At 65.2% G+C, this 21,965-nt stretch carries 18 protein-coding genes; 2 read left to right on the top strand and 16 right to left on the bottom strand.

The window, feature by feature from the left end; genetic code table 11:
• The 5 genes from JOF28_RS11570 to truB form a co-directional block, all read right to left on the bottom strand.
• On the bottom strand, positions 1-1,392 hold the full coding sequence (locus JOF28_RS11570; protein ID WP_209705885.1) for a DUF5719 family protein: 1,392 nt from the start codon (positions 1,390-1,392) through the stop codon (positions 1-3).
• Positions 1,389-4,454 (bottom strand): glycosyltransferase, encoded by a 3,066-nt coding sequence (locus JOF28_RS11565; RefSeq protein WP_245189952.1) that lies wholly within the window; start codon positions 4,452-4,454, stop codon positions 1,389-1,391. The genes JOF28_RS11570 and JOF28_RS11565 overlap by 4 nt, the downstream gene beginning before the upstream one ends.
• A 96-nt stretch (positions 4,455-4,550) precedes the next feature.
• Complete coding sequence (locus tag JOF28_RS11560; RefSeq protein ID WP_209705884.1) at positions 4,551-4,859, bottom strand: WhiB family transcriptional regulator; 309 nt, start codon at positions 4,857-4,859, stop codon at positions 4,551-4,553.
• Between the two features lie 155 nt (positions 4,860-5,014).
• The gene (locus JOF28_RS11555; protein ID WP_209705883.1) at positions 5,015-5,371 is read right to left on the bottom strand and encodes a hypothetical protein; all 357 of its coding nucleotides are present in this window, start codon (positions 5,369-5,371) and stop codon (positions 5,015-5,017) included.
• Positions 5,368-6,324 carry a tRNA pseudouridine(55) synthase TruB gene (gene truB / locus JOF28_RS11550; RefSeq protein WP_209705882.1) on the bottom strand — a complete coding sequence of 319 codons (957 nt, stop codon included), beginning with the start codon at positions 6,322-6,324 and terminating at the stop codon, positions 5,368-5,370. Before truB ends, JOF28_RS11555 begins: the two co-directional genes overlap by 4 nt.
• Before the next feature lie 139 nt (positions 6,325-6,463).
• Here truB and JOF28_RS11545 point away from each other — a divergent pair, with 139 nt between their 5' ends.
• Entirely contained in the window at positions 6,464-7,348 is an 885-nt protein-coding gene (locus JOF28_RS11545; protein ID WP_209705881.1) for an A/G-specific adenine glycosylase, read from the top strand.
• A 39-nt stretch (positions 7,349-7,387) separates the two neighbouring features.
• Here the strand turns inward: JOF28_RS11545 and rbfA are convergent, their stop codons facing one another.
• Entirely contained in the window at positions 7,388-7,819 is a 432-nt protein-coding gene (gene rbfA / locus JOF28_RS11540; protein ID WP_209705880.1) for a 30S ribosome-binding factor RbfA, read from the bottom strand.
• 181 nt (positions 7,820-8,000) lie between these two features.
• Here rbfA and JOF28_RS11535 point away from each other — a divergent pair, with 181 nt between their 5' ends.
• Entirely contained in the window at positions 8,001-8,777 is a 777-nt protein-coding gene (locus tag JOF28_RS11535) for a DUF805 domain-containing protein (RefSeq protein ID WP_209705879.1), read from the top strand.
• 243 nt (positions 8,778-9,020) lie between these two features.
• Here the strand turns inward: JOF28_RS11535 and infB are convergent, their stop codons facing one another.
• From infB to JOF28_RS11485, 10 genes are all read right to left on the bottom strand, one after another.
• A complete protein-coding gene (gene infB, locus JOF28_RS11530; RefSeq protein ID WP_209705878.1) occupies positions 9,021-11,864 on the bottom strand; it encodes a translation initiation factor IF-2 in 2,844 nt (947 codons plus the stop codon).
• Between the two features lie 75 nt (positions 11,865-11,939).
• Positions 11,940-12,197 carry a YlxR family protein gene (locus tag JOF28_RS11525; RefSeq protein ID WP_209705877.1) on the bottom strand — a complete coding sequence of 86 codons (258 nt, stop codon included), beginning with the start codon at positions 12,195-12,197 and terminating at the stop codon, positions 11,940-11,942.
• Between the two features lie 88 nt (positions 12,198-12,285).
• A complete protein-coding gene (nusA, locus tag JOF28_RS11520; RefSeq protein WP_209705876.1) occupies positions 12,286-13,281 on the bottom strand; it encodes a transcription termination factor NusA in 996 nt (331 codons plus the stop codon).
• A gap of 86 nt (positions 13,282-13,367) precedes the next feature.
• Positions 13,368-14,114: a hypothetical protein gene (locus tag JOF28_RS11515; RefSeq protein WP_209705875.1), complete on the bottom strand. Its 747-nt coding sequence runs from the start codon at positions 14,112-14,114 to the stop codon at positions 13,368-13,370.
• On the bottom strand, positions 14,111-15,958 hold the full coding sequence (locus tag JOF28_RS11510; protein WP_209705874.1) for an alpha/beta hydrolase: 1,848 nt from the start codon (positions 15,956-15,958) through the stop codon (positions 14,111-14,113). Before JOF28_RS11510 ends, JOF28_RS11515 begins: the two co-directional genes overlap by 4 nt.
• Positions 15,958-16,272 (bottom strand): hypothetical protein, encoded by a 315-nt coding sequence (locus JOF28_RS11505; protein ID WP_209705873.1) that lies wholly within the window; start codon positions 16,270-16,272, stop codon positions 15,958-15,960. The genes JOF28_RS11510 and JOF28_RS11505 overlap by 1 nt, the downstream gene beginning before the upstream one ends.
• 80 nt (positions 16,273-16,352) lie before the next feature.
• Entirely contained in the window at positions 16,353-16,646 is a 294-nt protein-coding gene (locus tag JOF28_RS11500) for a WXG100 family type VII secretion target (protein WP_209705872.1), read from the bottom strand.
• Between the two features lie 290 nt (positions 16,647-16,936).
• Positions 16,937-18,736 (bottom strand): proline--tRNA ligase, encoded by a 1,800-nt coding sequence (locus JOF28_RS11495; RefSeq protein WP_209705871.1) that lies wholly within the window; start codon positions 18,734-18,736, stop codon positions 16,937-16,939.
• Positions 18,733-20,901, bottom strand: a complete 2,169-nt coding sequence (locus JOF28_RS11490) for an FAD/NAD(P)-binding protein (protein ID WP_209705870.1) — start codon at positions 20,899-20,901, stop codon at positions 18,733-18,735. The genes JOF28_RS11495 and JOF28_RS11490 overlap by 4 nt, the downstream gene beginning before the upstream one ends.
• Entirely contained in the window at positions 20,898-21,914 is a 1,017-nt protein-coding gene (locus JOF28_RS11485; protein ID WP_209705869.1) for an ABC transporter substrate-binding protein, read from the bottom strand. Before JOF28_RS11485 ends, JOF28_RS11490 begins: the two co-directional genes overlap by 4 nt.
• Positions 21,915-21,965: the final 51 nt, after the last annotated feature.

Here is a 21,965-nt window from a genome sequence, read left to right as displayed (position 1 = left end):
CTAGCGCGTGAAGACCGTCAGCGTGCCGTCGCGCTGGCTCGGCGGCAGCACCGGGTACGAAGCAATGCTGGCGCCCTCTTCGTAACGCACGCCAGCGAAAATGTCAGCGGTAGCGGTGATCGTCGAGCCATTTGCGACCTCGAGTGACTGCGTCGCACCGGGCGACAGCGTCAGCTTGCGCGGCTTCCCCTTCACCGGGGTGATGGTGACCTCGGCCTTGCCCTCGCCGGGGTGCACGAGCACGAGCGTACCGTTGGGCACCACTGGCACATCGACGACCTCACCGGCGGCGATGACGGGTGACGGCACGAACCACTCATAGTCGTGCTTCTTCACCGTCTCGGCTGAGCCGAGGGCGGCAGCGATCACCGGCACATCGGCGGTCACTACGAGCGCGGCCGATCCCTCGGGCCAGGTCGTGACGTTGAAGTTGCCGACGGCGTTCTCGGCGAGATTCATCTCACCCAGGTCGGTGGCGTGACCCTTGGCATCGAGCGCGCGCAGGCGCACAGTGGTCGCTTCGCCGCCGGGGGCAAACGCGCGCACCATCACGGGATAGGGGTCGCCCTCGCCCGCATCGGTGGCCTCGTGGCCGTGGTCTGCGGCGTTGTTAATGCCCGCGATGACGAGCTGGGTGTTGGGCTCGGCCTGCCGGTCAACCGACGAGACGCCGAACGATGACAGCCCGACCCGCTGCGCAACGCCCATTGAGGCGGTGACGGGGGCGCCAGAGCTAGTGACGCGCACCGCAATATGTGCGCGATCGGGCGCGTAGCCGTTCAGCGAAATGGTCTGCTGAGTGCCGGGCAGCACGATCACCCCGGCGGTCTGCACCGCGTCGACCTCGCCCTCGTCATCAAAGACGGTGATCTGCACCGAGGCAGGCACACTGCCAGGGTTACCCAAATCGAGGGTCGTCGAGACTCCAGCGTCGGTGCCGCCACCGATCAGCCACTGCTCGTTGAGAGGCTCGGCACACGCGCTCGCCACCGCACCGCTCAGGTTCTCGGTGGTGACGTGCTGCAGCTGCGCCGCGGCAATAGATTCGGTGTTGCCGGCCCGCAGCACCTCGGGCAGACCTTCGCCGCCGGTGGCGCGCTCGAGTGAGCTGTTTTCGGTTTTGGCCCCGGCGCTCGCGAGCACCGGCGGGCCGGTGGGCACGGCGACCTCGGCCTGCTCGGGATCAGCCCCCAGCTCACCAAAGCTGCCGCTGCACACCAGGGTGCGCGCCGTGTTCTGGGTGGTATCGGCGACCAGCGAGAGCGGTTCGCGCACGGCCGAGGGCACCTCGACCGAGCCCACGAGCACCACCGCGGCCGTTGCGGCCGCAATGACGAGCGCACCAACCGTGGCACGCATGCCAATCGTTAGGGGTGAGCTTTTTGTGTTCATGAACGCTTCCTCGTCTTGGGGGCACGCGGCTGCCTGCGCCGGTGCTCGGGGCGCCAGGTGACCTCGCCCGTCGGCAGCGCCAGCAGCAGCATGCCCAGCAAGATCGCGATTTGCCCGACCCAGATCGTGTGCCCGCTGATTGACGTGCCGTCGAGGCGCTTCGACACATCGCCCGGCATCTCGCCCGCGGTCTTTGAATCGAGCACGCGCCAGAGCAGGCCCTGGTCGGTCTGGCTCGATGCTGCCAGCGCCGGGTTCTGGTCGAACACGCGCTGCAGCTGCGCACGCTCAACGTCGTTGCCGCCGTCTTCGAGCAGCACGAAACCGACCCCGGCGTCACGCAGCGTCTCGGTCATATCAGCGCCGCCCTCGCTCGCGAGCCCGGCGGTGAGCGCCGTGATCTCGCGATCGGCGTCGGTGGCGCCCAGCGCTGCGGGGGCCGACCTGATCTGGTCGAGCCGCTGCCCGCCGCCGACGGCAAACCCGGCCTCCACCGTGTGCGGTGCGCGCGCGGCAATCATGAGCGTGCGCACTCCCGGGTCGGCCTCGCCTGCAGCGCGCACAATGGCGGGCATTTGCGTTGATCCGGCGGCGAATGGCACCTGCCCCGTGGCGAGCTGCGCGCCCAGGGGCAAAATCGCGATCACTGCGCCGATGAGGGCGAGCGACACCGCGGGCGCCGCAGCACGGCGCAGCGCGGTCGCGCCGAGGCCAGCAAGCCCGAGCACCGCGAGCCAGTAGACGGTCAGGCCAGACCCGGTCCACAGGCCCACCGACTGATCCCCCACCACTACCAGCAGCAGGTGGTCGGAAGCGAGCGCGGTGGCCATGCCCATGCCGCCCACGAGCGCCAAGAAGATCGTCGACTTCACCTGGGCGGTGAGCGCGCCGGCGAGCGCGATCACCGCGATCGGGGCGAGCATCAGCCCGACCAGCAGCGTGGCGGGCGGGCCGCCGAAGCCCATTCCGTCGAGAATAGCGCCCCAGCCTTCGAGGCCGAATTGGGGGAAGCTGAGCAGCATGTGCCAGGTGGTTCCGGGCTCAAACGCGAGTGCGACACCCGGATCGATCAGCACGTCGAGGGGGCGCCCCTCGACGATGCACATCACCAATTTGGGGGCGAACAATACGATCGGCACGATCGTGGTCGTGAGCACGCGGGCGATACCGCGCGCCGAAATCACGAGGCCCGCCACCAGCAGCACGAGCGCGGCGGGAATCAGCGTGGGAGCTGCCGCGAGGGCAACACCGGCCAGCAGCGAGGCGGTGCCCGCCCAGCTCCACGATTCACGGCTGCGAGACGCCGCCAGAATCAGCCACGGCAGCACGATCGCAAGCACCAGGCTCGGCAACCGGCCAGAGGCCAGCGATCCCAGCAGCACGGGGCTGAACGCGTAGCCGAGGGCGACCAGGGCGCGGCCCGACTTCGATTCGGTGAGGCCCGCGGCCCAAATCCAGGCGCCGAGAGCGGCCAGCGGCACCGCGGCGACGAGCAGCAACACCACGGCGTGCGAGGGGTTCCAGAACGTTAAGGTGCCCAGCACCGCGAGCACCCAGGTGAAGGGGTCGGCGGGGATGCCGTCGACGATGTGGGTGTTCCACCACAGCTCGCCGAATGAGCTCAGCGGCAGTAATCCGCCGCCCACGAGGCTGGTCTTTGACAGCGCCCACCAGGTGAGCACGATCGTGGCCACGATGGCGGTGGTGACGACCGCGAGGCCACCCGAAGAAATAAAGTGCAGCTCACGGCGCAGCCTGCCCGAGGAGGCCAGCACCGCTTCGCGGTCGATGATGCGCGCGGTGCGCACCGACTTCGGATCGATGCGCAAGTCGCGCAGCGCTCCCCAGCCCACCCGAGAACTGTGTTTGCGTTTGCGGCGCGATGACAGGAGTGCGTGAGGTTTGAAGAACACCGACAGTGCGGCAACAAACTCGCCGATCATGTGACCCGGCTGCTCGCGAATCAGTGCCCACAGCACCCGCAACAGGCCGTGGATGGGCAGCCCCAACCAGGCCAAGAATGCGAACGGCGCGGGCGCGTAGGCGATGCGGCGGTGCATGTGCGCGGCCCGCGACTGACGGTGCGCAACGCGCATCACCGATCGGCTGCGGTCAATGCGGGGGCCAGCGACGCCGCTGCGGGCAAACCGCACGCGAGCTTCGGGGGCCACCTCGACGCGGTGACCCGCGAGGCGCGCACGCACACAAAAATCGAGGCCGTCATCGTAAACGGGCAGCGCCTGATCGAAGCCGCCCATCTCTTCCCACACGTCACGGCGCACGAGCATGCCGACGGGGCCGACGCCCAACACGTCTTCCATGTGGTCGTACTGCTGCTGGTCGAGCTCTTGCCGGCGCAAGGTCCAGCGTGCGCCGTAGCGCGTGAGGCTCTGGCCGAGTTCGATAATGCGATCTGGGGCATCCCAGTCAACGATTTTGGGGCCGGCCACGACAACCGACGGGGCGCGCTGCACCCGGCTGAGCATGCTGAGGAGTGCCTCGGGCTCGGGGCACGAATCCTCACTCAAGAACCACAGCCACTCGTGCTGCGGGTTCGTGTCTTCGGCGGCGAGCGTGGCGACCGGGCTGGCCGAGGTCGCAGCTTTCGTCTGTGATTCAGCCGTTGCAGCAAGTACGGTGTCAGCGTCGTCGCTGTCATTGTCGCTGTCGAGGTCTGCGCTGTTACTGTCGACGTCTTCGATGCCGACGCTGCGGTCGCTGCCGTCGGCCAGCGATGAAGTCGATGATCCGGCATCAGAAACGACCGTGTCAGCGGAGCCCGCTGTGCCGGAGGCGCTCGTGGCGCGCACGCCTGAGCGATCACCCTCTGCCACCGCCACCGCTTGCGCGATCGCTTTGCCGAAGGAGACACGTTGGCTAATGCCCACGACTCGGTCTGCGCCGCTTCCTATGAGCTGCGCGGCGAGGGCATCGCCGCCGCCGTTGTTGACAGCAATGATCGCTGCGGGAGCTGCGCGTTGCGCAGCAATCCCAGCTATGGTCTCGTCGAGCCATGTACCGCCCCGCTGGGCGACCAGAATGGCGGTTACTTTGGTGCGCATATCGCGTTTAGTCTAGGGGGCGCTGGTGTGCGTGCCCTGATGCCATGCCGAAGATTCAGGCTGCTTACGCAGATGGGCTTCGCGTGTAGCCGGCAGTTACACTGCGTCGCGACGCAGCTTGCGACGCTCACGCTCTGACAAACCTCCCCAGATGCCGAAGCGTTCGTCATTCTCAAGCGCGTAGTCGAGGCATTCTGAGCGAACTTCGCAGCTTTCGCAGATGCGCTTCGCTTCGCGGGTTGATCCGCCCTTTTCGGGGAAGAATGCTTCGGGATCGGTCTGTGCGCAAAGCGCATCGCCCTGCCAGGTGAGCCCGTCATTCTCGGGTCGCACCCCTGGTACGCCCAAGTAAACAGGGTCTACAAACCAGTTACTGGGAACCGGTGCGTGGGGTATTTCACTCAACGGGGACTCCTATCTGGTTCGGTGTTATGCGCGGGCACTCCATAATTACACCGTTGTGATTCGCTCAAGTCAAGCCGGAGATTCTAAACCGTCAAGAATTGATTGAGGGTTAGGACACACCTACGTGTCTGAAACGTACACAAACTGGCTGACAGTTACCCCCAGATAACGAACATGCGGTATGTCATTACCGCCGCCGAGAGGTGCACCACGGCAAGGACGATGTTGGCCCATTTTGTGCGGTCAACGAGTGCCCAAAACCCCGCACCAAATGGCAACAGAGTCGCCACAATGAGGTACATCCAAAACTCGAGCGGGTCACCGACCGCAGTGTTGCCGGTCATGGGAGCGACGATACTCACGACGATCTGGGCGACGAGCAGCAGCCCGACGATCAGCGTCGCACCCATCGTGTAATCGTTGGGGCCGAGACCCCGGGCCGCCGCAATAACGCAGGTCACGGCCCCAATGATCGCGACCGCAATGATGGTAACGGCAAACCAAGTAATCATGCGGCGTTCCCCTGTGTCGGAAAGTTCGTGATCACGCGAGTGCGCCCACGCTTCACTTCAACGAGCCCCACGAGGCGGTCATCGCCCGCAACCGCGGCCACGAGCGCGGCATCGGCGCAGCGCTCTGTGTCAATCTCGAGGCGTTTACCGTGCCCCATGTCGCGGGCCTCATCGTCGGTCAGTACGAGAATCGGAAACAGCTTGCGCGCAATATCGGTGGGAGTTTCAAGGGCTCGCACCTTGCGGTCGAGCAGCTCATCAAACAGGGTCGACCCTTCGAGCGAGAACGGGCCCACTTCGGTGCGGCGCAGCTCGATCAGGTGCCCACCGATTCCCAGGTCAGCTCCCAGATCTCGAGCCAACGCCCGAATGTAGGTGCCGGTTGAGCAGCGCACGGTGGCTTCAATATCGATCACCGCAATACCGTCTTCGGTGCGGGTCAGCTTCGGTGCCCCAGCTTCGAACGCGTGGATGGTCACCGGGCGTGCTTTCAGCTCGAACTGCTCGCCCGCGCGCACCCGGTCATAGGCGCGCTGCCCATCGACCTTGATCGCGCTGACGGCGCTGGGCGACTGTTCAATCGGGCCGGTGAGGCGTGCGATCCCCGCGGTGATGCGCTCGAGATCGGCGGCAACCTCGGTCACCAGAGCTTCGTCGGCGATCTCAACCCGGTCACCCTCGCGGTCGTCGGTCACCGTAGAGATGCCCAAGCGAATCGTGGTTGTGTAGCACTTATCGAGCCCCACGAGATGGGTCAGCAGCCTGGTTGCGGGGCCGACACCGAGCACGAGCAGCCCGGTCGCCATCGGGTCTAAGGTGCCAGCGTGGCCAACTTTACGGGTGCCGAGCGCGCGACGGGTCTTTGAGACCGCATCGTGGCTTGTCCAGCCTTCAGACTTATCAACAAACAGGATCCCGCCCTGTGGCGGCAGTTGCACGGGTTCACTCAGCACCCAACTAGCCTACCCGGGGGCACCTGGCGAGGCCCTGGCTGACCGCGTTCGGGCGTTTGAGATGCGAGTAGCTCCGTATGATCCGGGCCCATCAGCCAGGCCTCAGGCCCGGCCGCAGCCACACCATAGACTGCATACGATGGATCACGATGAGTTTTCTGGCGCACTGAACACTTGGTTTACGGGCTCTGCCCGCGACCTCCCCTGGCGCAAACCCGGCGCGTCACCCTGGGCCGTGCTGGTGTCGGAGTTTATGCTGCAGCAAACCCAGGTCGACCGTGTGCTGCCGCGCTGGCTCGAATGGATGGAGCGCTGGCCGACTCCCTCGGCGCTGGCCGCGGCCGAACCCGGCGATGCGGTGCGCGCGTGGGGGCGCCTGGGCTACCCACGCCGCGCGCTGTGGCTGCATCGCGCCGCCATCCAGATCGCCACCGAGCACAACGACCAGGTGCCCACCAGCGTCGAAACGCTGCTTGAGCTCACCGGCATCGGCCCCTACACCGCTCGCGCCGTCGCAGCTTTCGCGTATGGCGACCGGCACCCCGTGGTCGACACCAACACGCGCCGGGTCATTGCCCGCGCGGTGCACGGCAAGGCTGCGGCGGGAATGCCCGCGGCAGCCGATCTCGACGACATGGAGGCGCTGCTCCCCCAAGATCCGGCGCGGGCTGCGGTGTTTAATGCCGCGGCGATGGAGCTCGGTGCCATCGTGTGCACGGCCCGCACCCCCGCCTGCGACAGCTGCCCGGTCGCAGCCTGGTGCGAGTGGCGCGGCGCCGGCTACCCTGATAACGCCCCCAAGAAGCGCCCGAAGCAGGCGCGCTTCGAGGGAAGTGACCGCCAAATTCGAGGCCGGATCATGGCCTTGCTCCGCGCAACCCCGGGCACTGTGACGACAGAAGCCGCGCTCGCAGCGGCGGCCGATGGCGGGGTGGCAGATGCAGAACAGCCCCGCCGCGCCTACGACTCGCTCATCGCCGATGGGCTGATGATCGAGTTCGAGGGCGCAGCGAGGCTGCCGTAGTGCTGCTGGCGCGACGAGCGGTAGCTCGTGCGTCAGTTGCTATGCGTCTTCGTCTTCGCGGGGCTTGACGTAGGGGTCTTCTTCACCTGCGTAGCTCGCGTTAGCCGCAATTGCTGCAGCTTCTTCGTCGCGACGCTTCGCTTCTGCCAGCAAATCGCTCATCTGCTGGGCTGACTCAGGAAGCTCATCGTGGATGAACTCGAGGGTGGGCGTGAGGCGCGTGCCGAGCTGCTTGCCGACCTCGCGCCGCAGCATGCCGGTGGCAGCCTTCAGCGCAGCGGCGCTGTCCTTCTGCTCGGTTTCGCTGCCGTAGACGGTGTAGAACACGCTTGCGTGCTGCAGGTCACCCGTCACGCGAACTTCAGTGATGGTGACAAAGCCGAGCCGCGGATCGCGCAGCCCCTTGTCGAGACGCATAGCAATGATCTGCTGGATGCGCTCGGCGACCTTTCCGGTCCGTGGATTACTCATGTATCTAGGGTACCGCGCAATCGCCTACATTCTGTGCAAAGAACACCCCCGTGGGGCTATCGAAACCAATACGATGAGATAGCAGTAAGCAAAGATTGACGATGCACGGCAGTAACTTATTCAACTTGCGGTTTCAGAAGTACCCAGCCTTCGGGCTGCTTTTGCGCCGCGGAACGGACGCATGATGACCATCCCCGAGCAGCCAGGCAACGGCGACCAGGCGCCGCAGGCTCCCCAGGCGCCCCAGTACAACCCGCAGCAGCCGCAGGCACCCCAGGTACCTCAGCAGCCCCAGCAGCCCCAGGCGCCGCAGTACAACCCTCAGCAGCCGCAGGCACCTCAGGCTCCTCAGTACCAGCAGCCGCAGTACCAGCAGCAGGCTCCGCAGTACGCGCAGCAGCCGCCCCAGTACCAGCAGGCACCTCAGTACCAGCAGGCTCCCGTCGTGTACGGCGAACCCGGTGTTGGTGAGCCGTTCAACGGTGCTGCAGACGCCGATGACCTCACTCGCCCGCTGTATGGCGCGACGTTTAGTCAGGCAATTCGCCGTTTCTTTAAGAACTACGTGAATTTCAAAGGTCGCGCGTCACGCAGCGAGTACTGGTGGGCACAGCTCTTCTTGTTCTTGATCATGCTGGTCCCGATGGCACTGTACGTTATCAGCGTGGTCATAGTCGCCGCGGGAACCGTTTCAGGCTCGTACGACTCATATGACTCCGACGGTTCAGATGCCGCCACCGGCATGGGCGTCTTGCTCATGATCGTAGGCGGAATTTTGATGCTCGTGATCGGGCTCGGCACGCTGCTCCCCACCATCAGTGCGGCTTGGCGCCGATTGCACGACGCCAACTTTGCTGGCCCGTTCTACCTCCTGAGCCTCACCTCTATCGGCAGCATCGTGGTTCTCGTATTCACGATCCTGCCGTCAAAGCCCGAGGGTCGTCGCTTCGACGTCTAACCCCGGCGCTTTCTGAGCCCCAGCCCATTCGCGGGCTGGGGCTCAGTACGTTTTAGGCGGTCTTGTACGCAGGTCGCTTCTGCATACGAGGACAGGCTGCAGCAGCATCCAGTCACCAGATACCAGGCGCTGCAGGGCCCCACGACGGATGCGGTTCCGTCTAGATACACGAATGGCCGGCCAGTTCATCAGAACTGGCCGGCCATTCGTAGTTAGTGGCGCTTTGCGGCGCACCCTACGCGATTATGCGCGGGGCTTCTCCACCATTTCGGTCGTTTCAATCTCGTCACCCGGCTGGATGTCGTTGAACTTACCGAGGCCGATACCACACTCGAAGTCAGTCTTGACCTCGGTGGCGTCGTCCTTGAAGCGGCGCAGCGACTCGATGGCCAGGCCATCAGCAATCACGACACCGTCGCGGATAACACGAGCCTTAGCGTTACGCGTGATCGTACCGTTGCGCACGATAACACCAGCGATGTTGCCGAACTTCGAGGAACGGAATACCTCGCGGATCTCGGCGACGCCCGAACGGACCTCTTCGTACTCGGGCTTGAGCATGCCGGTGAGCGATGCCTCAATGTCGTCGAGTGCGTTGTAGATCACGTTGTAGAAGCGGATGTCAATACCCTCGCGCGCTGCGCGCTCGCGGGCCTTAACATCAGGGCGCACGTTGAAGCCGATGACGATCGCGTTGTCGATCGTGGCAAGATCCACATCCGACTCGGTGATCGCACCAACGCCACGGTGCAGAATTCGCAGCTGCACCGAGTCGTCGACCTCGATCTTCATGAGCGACTCTTCAAGTGCCTCAACAGCACCCGAAACGTCACCCTTGATGATGAGGTTGAGCGACTCAACCTTGCCGTCTTCAAGCGCCTGCGTGAACTCTTCCAGGCTGATGCGCTTGCGCGCCTTCGCCAGCAGAGCGTTACGCTGGGCTGCTTCACGCTTCTCAGCGATCTGGCGAGCCGTACGGTCTTCGTCGGTAACGAGGAAGGTGTCGCCGGCGCGAGGAACGCTCGACAGACCCTGTACCTGTACGGGGCGTGACGGGGTGGCCTCAAGAACAGCATCGCCGTTCTCATCGGTCATCGCACGTACGCGGCCGTATGCGGTACCGGCAACGATTGCGTCACCGATGCGCAGCGTACCCGACTGGATGAGCACGGTAGCAACCGAGCCGCGGCCCTTATCGAGCTTCGCCTCAATGGCCACACCACGTGCGTCCTTGTTCGGGTTGGCACGCATGTCGAGACCAGCGTCAGCGGTGAGCAGCACTGCGTCAAGCAGCTCTGCAATACCAACGTTGTTCTTGGCCGACACGTCGCGGAACATGACGTCGCCGCCCCACTCTTCAGACAACAGACCGAATTCGGTGAGCTGCTGACGAACGCGCTCGGGGTTCGCGCCTTCCTTATCGATCTTGTTGACCGCGACGACAACCGGCACGCCAGCCGACTGAGCGTGGTTAAGCGCTTCAATCGTCTGAGGCATGATGCCGTCATCAGCTGCAACAACGAGGATGGCGATATCGGTGACCTGAGCACCACGGGCACGCATGGCGGTGAACGCCTCGTGACCGGGAGTATCGATGAACGTCAGTGCGCGATCGATGCCCTCATGCTCGGTGTGAACCTGGTACGCACCGATGTGCTGCGTGATGCCACCAGCTTCGCCGCCGCCGACGTTTGCCTTACGGATCGCGTCGAGCAGGCGGGTCTTACCGTGGTCAACGTGACCCATGACGGTAACAACCGGGGGACGTGCCTGAAGTACGTCATCGCCCTCTTCTTCGAGCTCGGCATCGATATCGATGTCGAAGCCGCTGAGGAGTTCGCGATCTTCGTCCTCGGGAGAAACGACCTGGATCTTGTAACCCAGCTCGTCACCGAGGATCGTGAACGTTGCTTCGTCGAGCGACTCAGTCGCGGTAGCCATTTCACCAAGGTGGAACAGAACCGTGATGAGGTTCGACGCGCTCGTACCAATCTTCTCAGCGAAATCCGAGAGCGAAGCGCCACGGCGCAGACGAATCTGCGTCGTGCCGTTGCCGCGAGGTACGCTTACGCCGCCAAGTGACGGCGCCTCGCGCATCTCGAATTCTGCCCGCTTTGCCCGCTTCGACTTGCGTGCCTTGCTCTTGGAGCCACCGCGGCCGAATGCACCAGCGGTACCAGCGCCACGACCACCACGGCCACGGCCGGCGAATCCGCCACCGGGACGGGGTCCGCCGAAGCCGCCGGGTGCACCAGTGCCTGCACCGGGTCCGCCGCCGGGACGACCTGCGCCACCCGGGCGACCTGCGCCACCGGGGCGGCCAGCGCCACCGGGACGACCTGCGCCAGCGCCTGCGCCTGCACCCTGGGGGCGCGGAGCGGGACGCGGGATGTTACCGGGGCTGGGACGACCTGCGCCGCCACCGGGGCCACGGCCTGCGCCGGGTGCGCCACCGGGCGCATTGTTGTTGTTCTGACGGGGCGGGCGGGGAATGCCCATGCCCTGGCTCGACGCGAACGGGTTGTTACCGGGGCGGGGTCCGCCAGGCTTGGGGCCAGGCTTCATGCCGGGCTTCGCAGCGGGGGCACCGGGCTTAACAGCGCCGGGCTTGACCGCGTCAGCCTTGGGGCCCTTCGGCGCATCTGCCTTAGGAGCCTCAGCCTTGGGGGCTTCAGCAGCAGGCTTGGCGGCCGCGGGCTTTGCAACTGCGGGCTTTGCCGCAGCAGGCTTTACAGCCGCGGGCTTAACAGCAGGTGCTGCCTCCACGGGTGCTTCAGCGCGAGCTGCGGGCTTGGGGCCGGGCTTCATCCCAGGCTTCGGCGCGGTGCCGGGCTTGGGTGCAGCAGCAGGCTTAGCCGCGGTGCTGGGCTTTGCAGCGGCAGCAGCGGGCTTAGAAGTTGCGGGGGCGTCGCTCGTTGAGCCGACTCCCTCGGCCGCAAGTGCGGCCTTTACTTTGCGTGCAACCGGGGGTGCAACGCTTGACGAGGACGCCTTAACGAACTCGCCCATATCTTTGAGCTTGGCCAGTACGACCTTGCTATCGACACCGATCTCAGCTGCGATCTCGTGTACGCGTGGGTTAGCCACTTTTCTCCTGTCTGGGTTCACGCCAGACAGGCGAGAACCATGAGTTATTGGACGGGTCTCATTGTGAGCCGCTCATTAGTTATCCATGATTAATTTCAGCCTGTTCTCTAAAGGGCCAGCGTCGGGTTTCCCCGAAGCTCGCAGCGCACGCGCGAATACCGAACGCGTGACTGCTTGTTCGAAACATGCAGAGCTGGGGTGTACCCAGGCTCCGCGACCGGGAAACACTGCACGATCATCAACCAATAGTTGATTTTCGCTCAGCACCACCCTGAGCAGATCTGCGCGTGAGGCACGCTTGCGACACGCGACACAGGTCCGAACCGGATCCATCTTACCAGCTCCCCCAATTTTCTATTCACAGGTGAGTCGCACCAGAGGGGCGCGGGCACATTATGTGCCCGCGCCCTCAAGTCCAGAACTAGTCGTTCATGATGGAGTCAGGCTGGATGTCAATCTTTGCGCCCGTGAGCTTTGCGGCGAGGCGGGCGTTCTGGCCCTCCTTGCCGATCGCGAGTGAGAGCTGGAAATCGGGTACCAGCGCGCGTACCTGCTTGAGCGATTCGTTCAGCATGAACACGTCGGTCACCTTTGCGGGTGACAGTGCGTTGGCAACGAACGCGGGGAGCTCGGGTGAGTAGTCGACGATGTCGATCTTCTCTTCGCCCAGCTCGGCCATGACGGCGCGCACGCGGCTGCCCATCTCGCCGATGCAGGTGCCCTTTGCGTTGATGCCCGACTTCTTCGCGCGCACGGCAACCTTGGTGCGGTGACCGGCTTCGCGCGCAAGTGAAACGATCTCAACGAGACCCTCGGCAAGCTCGGGTACTTCACGTTCGAACAGCTTGCGCACGAGACCCGGGTGGGTGCGCGACACGATGACCTGCGGGCCCTTCAGGCCCTTTGAGACGCTCGTGACGTACACGCGCACGCGCATGCCGTGGGGGTAGTTCTCGCCGGGGATCTGCTCCTCAGGGGGCAGCACGGCTTCGAGGTCACCCAGGTCAACCTGCACCATGCGGCGGTTAGTACCCTGCTGCACGACGCCAGATACGATCTGGCCTTCCTTGTCCTTGAAAGCACCCAGCACTGCGTCGTCGCTTAGATCGCGCAGACGCTGGTTAATGACCTGCTTGGCCGCGCTTGATGCGACGCGACCGAACTCATCGGTCGTAATGAAAGCTTCGCCAACGACCTGATCTTCGTCGTTGAGTTCGGGGATACGCACTGCGATATCGCCCGTCTTGCGGTCGAGCGTGACGCGTACGTCGCTCTCGCGCGGTACCGGAAGGTTCTGGTTCTCTGCGTGACGCAGATATGCCGACTGAATCGCCTGCTCAATAATTTCGACCAGCTCGTCGAAGGGAATTTCCTTCTCGCGCTCAATCTGCCGCAGGGTGGCGAGTTCAATCTTCACGATGCTCTCCTTCAGGTATTGAAATGTCTATTCAGATGTGCAATCCAAAAAACACGGATCGAAGGATCTAGCTTACGACACTTCGCTCAGTCGCGCGAGTCTGGAAGTCGTGGCCCCAGTGCTGCGGCGCGCCACTCGGGAAATGGCGGGTATTCCCCCGCCATCAGGTAGCCGTTGCTGTTGTCATCGATTTTCTCTGGTCGCCATCGTGTGCCTTCGTCTCGTTCGCTCTGTTGGATGTTCCATATCGCCCTGCGTAACGTCTCAGTGTCACCCCAATAGACCCCTGAGTAGGCCGTGACATTGAGCCCATCCCGCAGCATATCGAGGGCGATCCAGGCACCGTCTGAGGTAATCGCCGAGGCCCGATACTCGCCTGGGTAGATGTCGCTGTCGTACATCTCGGTCTTCCATCCCAGTTCTTCCCAGCGCTGTTTCGCCTCGCGCAGCTTCGCCTCCCCGTTGGCGACGTCGTCAAGCCGCCAGAACCTGCTGAGGTAATAGCTATTCGCGGCGGTCCCTTCGCCTTTGAGTGCCCCTCTGAACGCGTTGCCTTCCATCACCATGGCCCCGTTACTTGAGTTCGGGAGTTTCCACTCCCCCGGGTGAATTTGGCTCATGGTTACCGAGATCTGGTCATTGAACAGTTCGTAACGCTCATGCACGAGATCGAACTGCTCGCGCACTGTCAGTTCTTGTGATTCTACTTCGGTGACGCCCGCAGCGTCTCGCACGGGCGGAATCTCCCGCTGGGTCCAGGCCGTGCAGCTTCCCACGGCCACCGCCAGCAGGGCCACTAACCCGGCTGCAAGATACCAGCGCCTATTCGTCATCTTCTACCTCTCATCAACTTGATCAGCTGCTGCACCGTCGTAGATGACGGGTCGAGGTAGCCCACCTCGAGGTCCCTTGCAGTCCCATCGAGCACGTCTGCCGCCCATTGCGCGCTGCCCCAGTGAATCGGCACCACCAGATTGTGCATCGTGACGGCTTTGCCGTTGGCGCTTTTCTCTGAAGAGAACACGTTCGCACCATCGAGTTGCCTGGGGTCTACCCGCGGCAGGTACCCGACCCCGCCGTCAGCGGTTGGCCTGAAATGGACGCCACGGCCGAACGGCGCAATGTTGTCGCCTGCGGCGTGGGTTGCGTGGATGTCGCGCACACCGAGGTCGCCTGCCTTCGTGCCGTGTTTCAGCCCCGCAGACCCCAGCGAGATGAACGCATCAACTTTATGATTACCGTGTTTCAAAGCTTCGGCCGCGACGTTCGTGCCGTAGGAGTGTCCGATCAGCGCGAAGTGATCAAGCGGGTCGCCCACGCGGTGAGCCGTGATCCCCGCGAGAAAGTCGGCAAGTGGCCAGCTGCCGCGCTCGGCCCGGCCTTGGAACGGTTCCTCTGCCACGGTCGGTGACCGATACCCGGCCCATGTCACTACTGCTGATCCCTCGCTCCCAGAATGGATTTCTTGCAGCCCTTTGCTCAGTTCGCCGATGCCGCGCACCGAGGAGTTCATGCCCGGCACGAATACGCCGATCTCGCTGGCCGAATCGAGGTCACCAATCGAGACAGCAGCAGTAACGGAGCCGTCATGGCTACCCAGAGAAGCCAGCTGAACGACGAGTTCGATTCCGTCTTCGTTCTCTGCGTACGTCGCTAATGCGTCGCGCACCGCCTGCAGATCCCGCCGAAACTCGGTGAGCGTCATGTCACTGGGCGCCAGTCCCATGCGCGCGAAAGCGTGCGCGAGTTCGGTGCTGCCGCTCAGCGCGTAGTCGAGAGCGGCACGGCCTGCTTGATCGCGCACGCTAAAGGGCAGGCCGTCGCGTGCCGCGAGCTCGAAGCTGTACTTTTCGATCAGCTCGGCAATATCAGCGCCGCTGGCTTCGATCTGTTTCCACAGGTCGGCCACCTCGGCCGGGGTGAGTGCTCCATCGAGCAGACGCCGCACCGCGGGGGTCTCCCACGGCGTCTCTTTCGAGAGCAGTGAGGTGAGCGCCCGCACCATCGCCGATCTCGGCGCCGAGGCCCCCTCACCGAGGTCGACGAGCGAGACGCGGGCAAGCGCGTTCACCAGCGTTCGTTCAATGGTTTCCCGCTCTTGCACGAGGCCGCGCCAGCGGTCGCAGCCCTCGTCAATGGCGGCTACGGCCCCCGCCCACGCGCCTGAGGCGAGTGTCCAATTGAAGGTGTCAGCACCGCCGGTCAGGGTGGTCGGCGCATCAGCGTCTGCTGCTGTGGGTGGCATGAACAGTGGTGGTGCGACGCGCCAGTCATCACTCACCGCGATCCCCCGCCGAACGCTGATGTCTTCAATGGTTGCCGCGTGCGTACGCAATACAGTGAGCTGCCGCACGACCTCCTGCTCGACGCTTTGAGCGGTGACATGCACCTGGGCGATGTCTCGTACATAACTACTCACGGCCCGCAAGGCAGCGGCGGCGCATCGTTCCACGAGCGAGGCGCTCGTTTGCAGGTGCGACAGTTTGGTCTGCAACGCATGAGCGGCGGTGCCCCGCGTCGCTGACAGCGAAGCGGCCGCCTGCGCTGCATGTTCGCGGCACTCGAGCGCGCCCGTTTCAGCCTGCGTGAGTACAGCGTCGAACGCATCGGTGTCACCGTCACACACCGGTGACGGTGTGGGAAGCACGGCGGTCGCCGAGACCGGAATGTCGGCCATCACGGCGCTCTGTAACCGGCCGGTGCGGGCAGGGTCGCGCTGGCGAGAGCCGCTGCAGCTTGCGCGTCTGCGTCATCGCTGCCCTGTTTGCAGGCCAGTACGCTGCGGCCCACGCTGCTCGCTGATGACCCGAGCACCGCGCACGCGATCGCCAGTGTCGACACGAACTCACCGACCCTGGCAGGCAGGTCGGTGACCCCCGAGAGTGCCGGCGTTGTCATGCGTGCGGGCACCGCGAGCGCTTCGTTCGCCGCCTCGCACGTCGACGCTGCCGTGTCGAGCGCAGCATCGGTGAATCCCAGCCGGTCGTTCATGACGCACACCCCCTATGACGTGGGCACAGTGCGGCGGTAACCGGGGACGCCCGCCGCACCACACCCACGAGTCGAAAGTTTTAGTTAATGCGGGCCGCGATCTGCGAATCCATGTCGTGCATGGCGGTGGCCGTCTGCGACAGGAAGGCCTGAATCTCGGTGAGCTTCGCGATCACCGTGTTGGCGCTCGTGGTGTACTCGGCGTAGGCCTGATGAAATTTACCCGAGGCCTGATCGGTGACGAACCCCGATCCCACCAGGGTGCCGATAAGCGTTTGCATCTGCTGCAGTTTCTGCGAGATCTCATCTCGCGCTCCCCCGAGCTGTGTGCCGGCCTGCTCCATATCGGCGTAGGAGACGTTGATATTCGCCATGGTGTTCCACCTCAATCCTGAGCCACCGCGGCGTCGTTGCCTGCGATGATCGCCGCCACGGTGGCCGCGTAGCAAGCACACTAACCCGGTTCGGGGACGCAAAACCGGGGCCCCGGCAATCTGTGGATAACTCGCTGGCGGGGCGGGATCCGGAGCCGTGGGGACGAAGCAGCCGCGCTACGAAGCAGCCGCGCGCACAAAAAACCGCGGGAGTGCGGCCCCTAAGGCCCGCACTCCCGCGGTTTCAGCCCGCCGCCTCGATCAGCTGCGAGATCGGGGGCGCTGCAGTACTACTTGCTCAGCAGCGCCGCGATCTCAGCGATCGCGACCTTGCTCTTCTCGCCGGTGGCGCGATCCCAAACCTCGGCAATGCCGTCGGCTGCGTCGCGGCCCACGACCACCACGCGGGGCACGCCGATGAGCTCGGCGTCGCCGAACTTCACACCGGGCGAAACCTTGGGGCGGTCGTCGAAGAGCACGTCGAGGCCAGCGGCCTCGAGAGTACCCGCGAGTTCCTCAGCAGTCTCGAAGATGCCGGCGTCGCGGCCCGTGGCAACGAGGTGCACGTCGAACGGAGCCACCTGGCGCGGCCAGATCAGGCCGCGGTCATCGCGGTTGAGCTCAGCGAGCACCGCCATGATGCGGGTGACGCCGATGCCGTAGGAGCCCATGGTGACCGTGACGAGCTTGCCGTTCTGGTCGAGCACCTTCAGGCCCAGGGCTTCGGCGTACTTGCGGCCGAGCTGGAAGACGTGGCCGATCTCCATGCCGCGAGCGGTTTCGATGGGGCCCGATCCGTCGGGAGCGGGGTCGCCCGCGCGCACGTCAGAGAGGTCGGCAATGCCGTCGGCGGTGAAGTCGCGGCCCGCGACGAGGTACGCCACGTGCTGCTCGTCAACATTGGCACCCGTGACCCATGAGGTGCCGGGCACGATGCGGGGATCGAGCAGGTAGCGCACGCCGGTCTCTGACTCGGTGCCGAGCACCGCGGTCGTCGAACCATCGGCGGCCACGCGGGCGGCGCCGATGTAGCCGCGCAGCAGGCCGGGGTGCTTCGCGAGGTCAGCGGCGGTCGCGGGCTCAATATCGCAGCCAGCAAACACAACCTCGGCGCGCTTCATGTCGACATCGCGGTCGCCGGGCAGGCCAACGACGACGATCTCGCGCTCACCGGCAAGCTCGCCGGCGACGTGCGTGACCGCGAGCACAACGTGCTTCAGCGTGTCAGCGGCGGTCCACGCGCGGCCATCTTCGCGCTTCAGCACGGCGTTCGTGTGCGCCACGAGGGTGTCGATGGTGGGGGTGTCGGGCGAATCGTAGACGACGGGGGCGGGCAGGCCCTCGATCGGAAGCGACTCGGGCACCGGCGTCACATATGCCTCAACGTTGGCGGCGTAGCCCCCTGCCGAGCGCACGAACGTGTCTTCGCCGATCTCGGTGGGCAGCAAGAATTCCTCGCTGCGTGAGCCGCCCATGGCGCCGGCGTCTGCCGACACGATGGCGTACTCGAGGCCCAGGCGGGTGAAGATGCGCTCGTAGGCGTCGCGCTGCTTCTGGTAGCTCTCGGCGAGCCCCTCATCGGTGACGTCGAACGAGTACGCGTCCTTCATCGTGAACTCGCGGCCGCGCAGGAGGCCTGCGCGCGGGCGTGCCTCGTCGCGGTACTTGTCCTGAATCTGGAACAGCGTGAGCGGCAGATCCTTGTACGACGATACGAGATCCTTCACCATCAGGGTGAAGGGCTCTTCGTGGGTGGGGGCGAGCAGGTGGTCGGCACCGTGGCGATCCTGCAGGCGGAACAGCGCGTCGCCGTACTCCTCCCAGCGGCCCGTGGCCTCGTACATTTCGCGCGGCAGCATGGCCGGGAAGTGCACCTCGTGGGCACCCGCGGCGGCCATCTCCTCGCGCACGATCTGCTCGAGCTTGCCCTTCACGCGCAAGCCCAGTGGCAGCCAGGCGAATACGCCCGGCGACTGGCGCCGAATGTAACCGGCGCGCACCAGCAGCTTGTGGCTGGCGACCTCGGCCTCGGCCTCGGCGGGATCCTCGCGAAGAGTCTTCAGAAAGTAGTTGCTGAGCCGTGTAATCACTCCCCTATCGTATCCCTCCTGCGGGCCGCGCTGACCAGCTGCCGCGATGCAACTGGCGAACTCCCGGGCAAAGCGTGTGCGTCGCTGCCTACGCCCACGCTACTCACGGCGTCCAGAACCTGCCGCGCGAGACGGTCGTGCTGCCGAAACGGCAGCGAATTCAGCCCGGGCCGAGCGAAGGCGCCCGCGTTCATATCTGAGGTGAAGGAGCCGAGGGCGAACTGTCGTTCTGCCCCGGGAATCACGCCGTGATCGGCCACTTCGACCTGCCCGGTGGTGCCGCTGTAGGTGGCATCGGCGACGCGAAGCTCGCTCGCCTGCCCGCTTCTGATCAACTGCCGCAGCAGCACATTATCGCTGCCCGCAGCCTCTGCGCTCGGCAGCCACGCGTCGATGAGGGTGTTGGCCACGACCCGGGTCTGCGCGATTTCGCCTGCGATGTTTGCTGATCCGGATCCAATAAATTGCCCAGATCCCCAGCCGCCGTCGATGGGGCGGCCCGCCAGATCGAGCGCGGCGGCGTCGCCGTCGTGCAGTTCGAGCTGCACTGATCCGCCGAGAAAGTGCACGACCCCGGCCTCAGCCAGCGCGAGCAGTTCTTCGAGCCGGTGGCCGGGCGGGCCGCTCGCCAGGTAGCTGAAGAAGCCCTGCCACCGTTTGGGGAGGGCCTGGGTGCGGCTCGTCGCGTTCCACTTTTCGACGGGCACTTCGGCGAGCGCCATGTGCGCGAACAGGGCGGTGAGAAACAGGGCCTGCGTGGCGCTGTGCTCGGGGCTGGTGCGCTGGCGCAGATCTTGCGCGATGTGCTCGCGCACGCGCTGCTGCACGCGATCTGTGGGAGAGAGATCGGGGGCTGTAGCGCCTGCGGTTGATGCAGCTGGGGCTGCTTCGCTGGGCACCGATACGCCCGGGCCCGCCAGCGGCATATCGAAGCTGGCGAGATCGAAGCGGTCGTCGGCGTGGGGCACGTGGGCGGTGATCAGCGTGATGAGATCGGCCGATTCGTAACCGGCCGGGGTGCCCAGAATTTCGCGCAGCCCGGCTGCGAAATCGTCCCAGGTGCCGGTGACGCGGTCGGGGTGCCCGGTGAAGAGCTCGCGGTAGTACCCGGTGAGCAGGTCGGCGACGATGCGCGGCCACACGTCGGCGGCGAAGTCGAGCGGGCGGCCGAGGTCGCGCACCCAGGCGTGAAACTCGGCGCCGAGGTATTCGAGCGCCACCGGTTCGCCCACCGGGGTGCTCGTGATCTTGGAGCGGTAGGGCACCCCGCGGCGTGACCCCAGGTGCAAGATGGGCTCTTGGCCGCTCGGGGTGTAGGCGAGCGTGCCCTGTGGGGTGCGGGCGAAGGTGCCGCCGCGCCCCTCGGTGAGCAGCACGGTGAGGTCGACGGCGGCAAGCCCCATGCCGCGCACGATGACCGGTTCGCCCGCGGGCACCCAGTCGAGGTTGAGGTCGGCGGTGAACCCGGGGGCGACGTAGCCCAGGTTGTGCCGGTCGGCGAAACTTGAGAGCTTGATCGCTTCGTTGGTGGGCATCGAGCCGTTGTGCCCGAGGGCGTAGACGACGGCATCGGCGCACAGTTCGGCACCCGAGGCGAGCCGCACCGTGTGTAGGTCGCCCGGGGTGTGCCCGCCCGCGTTGACCGAGACGGCGAGGTCTTGCACCCATTCCACCGTCACGGAGGGGGCGGCACGGCGCAGGGCCTCTTCGTACGCCCACCCCAGGTAGGCGTTGTTGAGCCTGCGGGTGGGAAAGTCTTGTGGGCCAGCCGTCGCGACCTCGGTGAAGATCCGCTCATCGGCCCATTCGGGTAGGTCGATATCGCCCGCACGCACGAGCTCCACCCAGTGGCTGAGCGTGGGGCCCTGCGCGACGGGGCCGGCGATCTGGCACGAGGGGTCGGTGAAGAACGCGACGTCAGCAAACATCGAGTTCAGCTTCAACAGCGGCGACTGTGCGCGGCGCCAGATGCGCCCGCCGCCGGGCTCGTGCGGGTCAACGAGTTGAATGTCGAGGCGCTGCGACGGAGTGTCTCGCGCGTGGTTCGCGAGGATGCGTTCGAGCAGCATCACGGCCGCCGGGCCGGCACCGATGATCACGATGCCGGCCGGCGCGGGTGCCCCCTGCGGGGCGGGTGTTACTGGGGTAACGGGTGCGGTGCTCACGGGCGCGGGATTCCGGCCGGGTTGACCACTGATTCGGTGACCGCGTCATCCTGCAGCCCCCAGCGCTCGAAGACGGCGTCGTAGTCGCCGCTCTCGATGATGTGGTTCAGCACGATCGCGACGGGTTCGATGAGCCCGTTGCCCTTGGCGGTGCCCAGCGCGATCTGTGCGTCATGGGGGTAGCCGCCGGGCACGGTGCCGACCACCTTCGTCTGCCCGTCAACCGCTGCGGAGTAGGCGTTCGCGACGCTCGGCTGGAAGAGCGCGTCGATGCGACCCGAGAGCATCGCGAGTCGTGCCGCGCTGTCGTCTTCGAAGTAGACGATCTCACCGGGGTCGATGCCGTTCTTCTCGTTCTCGGCGATCCACTCGAGCACGATCCCCTCCTGATTGGTGCCGCTGCCGGCGTACACCTTCAGGCCCGAGATATCTTTCGCTTCGCTGATCGATTCCACCTCGCTCGGGGTGGGCACCGCGAAGGACAGTTTGTCGGCCCGGTAGGTGGCGAAGTCGAAGAGATCCTTGCGTTCTTCGGTGACCGTCACGTTCGAGGCGACGAGGTCGTACTTGCCCGATTCAACGCCGAGGGGCCAGTCGGCCCACGCCACGCTGACGGGTTCGTACTCGAGGCCGAGGCCGTCGGCGACGAGCAGCGCGATATCGGGGTCGCCGCCGAGCAGCGTCTTGTTGTCATCTTCAGCGAAGAACGCCGAGGGCGGGGTGAACGCGTTCGACGCGACCGTCAGTTTGCCGTCGGTCACGGGCTCAAAACCGCTGGCCTTCAGCGCGGCCACGGCCTCGGGCACTTCTTCAATGCGCGGCCGGTCGGCCTGCCCCGCCGTGGTCAGGTCAAACGGCGACTCGTTCGCGACCTCGCCCGCGACCGCGGCAGCCCCGCCTGCGTCGCTTGCTGAGCAGGCCGCAAGACCGCCGCCGAGGGCTGCCACGAAGAGAACTGCGGTGGCGGCGCGCTGCACGCGCGCGAAGCGGTGCCGGGTGGTGAGAGTGGTCATGGTGCGTTCCTCGTTCATTGAGTGTGTGTCGTGCGGCGGGGTGGGTGTTGA

It is taken from the genome of Leucobacter exalbidus (assembly GCF_017834145.1).
GTDB classification, from domain to species: Bacteria; Actinomycetota; Actinomycetes; order Actinomycetales; family Microbacteriaceae; genus Leucobacter; species Leucobacter exalbidus.
This window is presented reverse-complemented; position numbering and strand designations above follow the sequence as displayed.

Bases quoted from the DNA above. Each gene is read 5' to 3' on its own strand.
- JOF28_RS11570 (WP_209705885.1), bottom strand. From the start codon at position 1,392: ATGAACACAAAAAGCTCACCCCTAACGATTGGCATGCGTGCCACGGTT.
- JOF28_RS11565 (WP_245189952.1), bottom strand. From the start codon at position 4,454: ATGCGCACCAAAGTAACCGCCATTCTGGTCGCCCAGCGGGGCGGTACA.
- JOF28_RS11555 (WP_209705883.1), bottom strand. From the start codon at position 5,371: ATGATTACTTGGTTTGCCGTTACCATCATTGCGGTCGCGATCATTGGG.
- JOF28_RS11545 (WP_209705881.1), top strand. From the start codon at position 6,464: ATGGATCACGATGAGTTTTCTGGCGCACTGAACACTTGGTTTACGGGC.
- rbfA (WP_209705880.1), bottom strand. From the start codon at position 7,819: ATGAGTAATCCACGGACCGGAAAGGTCGCCGAGCGCATCCAGCAGATC.
- JOF28_RS11535 (WP_209705879.1), top strand. From the start codon at position 8,001: ATGATGACCATCCCCGAGCAGCCAGGCAACGGCGACCAGGCGCCGCAG.
- JOF28_RS11525 (WP_209705877.1), bottom strand. From the start codon at position 12,197: ATGGATCCGGTTCGGACCTGTGTCGCGTGTCGCAAGCGTGCCTCACGC.
- JOF28_RS11515 (WP_209705875.1), bottom strand. From the start codon at position 14,114: ATGACGAATAGGCGCTGGTATCTTGCAGCCGGGTTAGTGGCCCTGCTG.
- JOF28_RS11510 (WP_209705874.1), bottom strand. From the start codon at position 15,958: ATGGCCGACATTCCGGTCTCGGCGACCGCCGTGCTTCCCACACCGTCA.
- JOF28_RS11505 (WP_209705873.1), bottom strand. From the start codon at position 16,272: ATGAACGACCGGCTGGGATTCACCGATGCTGCGCTCGACACGGCAGCG.
- JOF28_RS11500 (WP_209705872.1), bottom strand. From the start codon at position 16,646: ATGGCGAATATCAACGTCTCCTACGCCGATATGGAGCAGGCCGGCACA.
- JOF28_RS11485 (WP_209705869.1), bottom strand. From the start codon at position 21,914: ATGACCACTCTCACCACCCGGCACCGCTTCGCGCGCGTGCAGCGCGCC.